Source organism: Micrococcus lylae (assembly GCF_900163825.1).
Classification (GTDB): domain Bacteria; phylum Actinomycetota; class Actinomycetes; order Actinomycetales; family Micrococcaceae; genus Micrococcus; species Micrococcus lylae.
Genome location: NZ_FUKP01000048.1, coordinates 1 through 2,080, shown reverse-complemented (window position 1 = coordinate 2,080; position 2,080 = coordinate 1). Strand labels below are relative to the sequence as shown.

2 protein-coding genes are annotated in these 2,080 nt (G+C 71.4%); one reads left to right on the top strand and one right to left on the bottom strand.

Going from position 1 to position 2,080, the window contains the following annotated elements; genetic code table 11:
• Window positions 1-103 precede the first annotated feature (103 nt).
• Window positions 104-1,231: a quinone-dependent dihydroorotate dehydrogenase gene (locus tag FM125_RS07070; RefSeq protein ID WP_070639042.1), complete on the top strand. Its 1,128-nt coding sequence runs from the start codon at window positions 104-106 to the stop codon at window positions 1,229-1,231.
• Window positions 1,232-1,395: 164 nt separating this feature from the next.
• Here the strand turns inward: FM125_RS07070 and FM125_RS07065 are convergent, their stop codons facing one another.
• The gene (locus FM125_RS07065) at window positions 1,396-2,010 is read right to left on the bottom strand and encodes a DUF3043 domain-containing protein (protein ID WP_070639040.1); all 615 of its coding nucleotides are present in this window, start codon (window positions 2,008-2,010) and stop codon (window positions 1,396-1,398) included.
• Between the last annotated feature and the right edge of the window lie 70 nt (window positions 2,011-2,080).

Below are 2,080 nucleotides of genomic sequence, written 5' to 3'. Positions count from 1 at the left end.
TCCGGCCTCACTGGCCCCTGCATGTGTCAACAACGTCATGCCCTCCTACACCTAGGTGCGGCACGCCGCCGCGGCCCGGGGCAGGTCGTGGGATGATGCACACATGCAGATGCCTTCCGTGAAGACCGGGATCGAGACCCTGCTGAGTTCGAGACTGCCGCGTGCGTACCCGCCCTTCTTCAACGCCGTCTTCTCCGGCATGGACGCCGAGCAGGCCCACGAGAAGGGCGTGATCGGCATCCGCGCCGCCGAGCGCACCGGCGCCTCCGCCGTGCTCCGCTCCGCCTTCCGCCCGGACCCGTGGCTCGCCCGCACCGTGATGGGCCTGCGCTTCCCGTCCCCGTTCGGCCTCGCCGCAGGATTCGACAAGCACGGCCTGTGCACCACGGCCCTGGCAGACCTCGGCTTCGGTCACATCGAAGTCGGCACCGTCACCGCCCAGGCCCAGCCCGGCAACGACAAGCCCCGCCTGTTCCGCCTGGTGCAGGACCGGGCGGTGGTCAATCGCATGGGCTTCAACAACGAGGGCGCCGCCGCGGTCGCCCCGCGCCTGGCCGCCTCCCGCGCCACCCTTCAGCGGCGCTTCGGCCAGATCCGCCCGGTCCTGGGTGCGAACATCGGCAAGACCAAGCTGGTCGGGCTCGCCGACGCCGCCGCGGACTACCGCATCTCCGCCCGCCTGCTCTCCCCGCACGCGGACTACCTCGCCGTGAACGTCTCCTCCCCGAACACCCCCGGCCTGCGCCAGCTGCAGGAGATCGCCACCCTCGAGCCGCTGCTGCGCGCCGTCCGCCAGGAGGCCGACGCCGCCGTCACCGACCGCCACCTGCCGCTGCTGGTGAAGATCGCCCCGGACCTCGCCGACGAGGACATCGTGGCCGTCGCGGACATGGCCCGTCAGCTGCCGCTGGACGGCGTCATCGCCACCAACACGACCATCGGCCGGGAGGGTCTGACAACCGATGCCGCCGAGGTCGAGAGACTCGGTGCCGGCGGGCTGTCCGGCGCGCCGCTGAAGCAGCGGTCCCTTCAGGTGCTCCGCCTGCTCCGGACCCAGCTGCCGAAGGACGTCGCCCTGGTCAGCGTCGGCGGGGTCACCACCGCTGACGACGTGGCCCAGCGCCTCGAGCTCGGCGCCGACCTGGTGCAGGGCTACACGGCCTTCCTCTACGAGGGGCCGTTCTGGGCCGGCCGCATCAACGCCGGCCTGGGACGGCGCCTGCGCGTCTGAGCCTCACCGCCCGGGGGTGGAGGGCCGGTCCCGCCGGTCCGGCACCCACGGAGAGCAGCCCCGGAAGGGGGAGCGGCCGTCGTCGGGAAGCCGGCAGAGACAGACCGAGGGGCGGCCCGTTCTCTCGGGACCGCCCCTGGGTCTGCGGCGTCGGCCGGGAGGAATCAGGCCGGGTAGTGGCCGCGCGTGACCTGCGGCTTCGGCAGCCGCAGACGACGGAACTGCAGCGCACGCATGATCGCGTACATCTTGGTGCCCGGCTCGGCCGTGCCGAACTTCGCCTCCAGCGCCTTGCGGACCTTGGAGCCGAGGATGATCGAGTCCACGATCACCAGCGCCACCAGGGCGTACAGCGAGTACATCAGCACCAGCTGGAACTCACGACCCGGGATGAACATCAGCAGGATGTAGAGGAACACCACCGGCAGCAGGAACTCGCCGATCGACCAGCGGGCGTCCACGTAGTCGCGCACGAAGCGCTTCTGCGCGCCGCGGTCCCTCACGGGCAGGTGCCGCTCGTCGCCGGTCTCCAGCGCCTGGCGCATCTTCGCGCGCTCGGCGGCCATCGCCTCCCGGTCCGCCTTCTTCGCGGCCTTCCGGTCCTGAGGCACCAGCGGTCGACGGCGGGCCGCCTCCTGGTCCTTGCGACGCGGGGTCGGCACACCCTTGGGCTTGGAACGGTCGCGACGGGCGGGCGACTCGTCCGTGACGCCGGCCGGCTCGGTGCCGTGCGTCGGGGCAGTGCTGGACTTCTCGGAGGTCTTCTTGCGGCTGAACACGGGCCCCAGTCTAGGTGTACCCGGCCATCACGTTGATGACACTCGTTGAGCGGGAGTCTTGCCCCCAAGC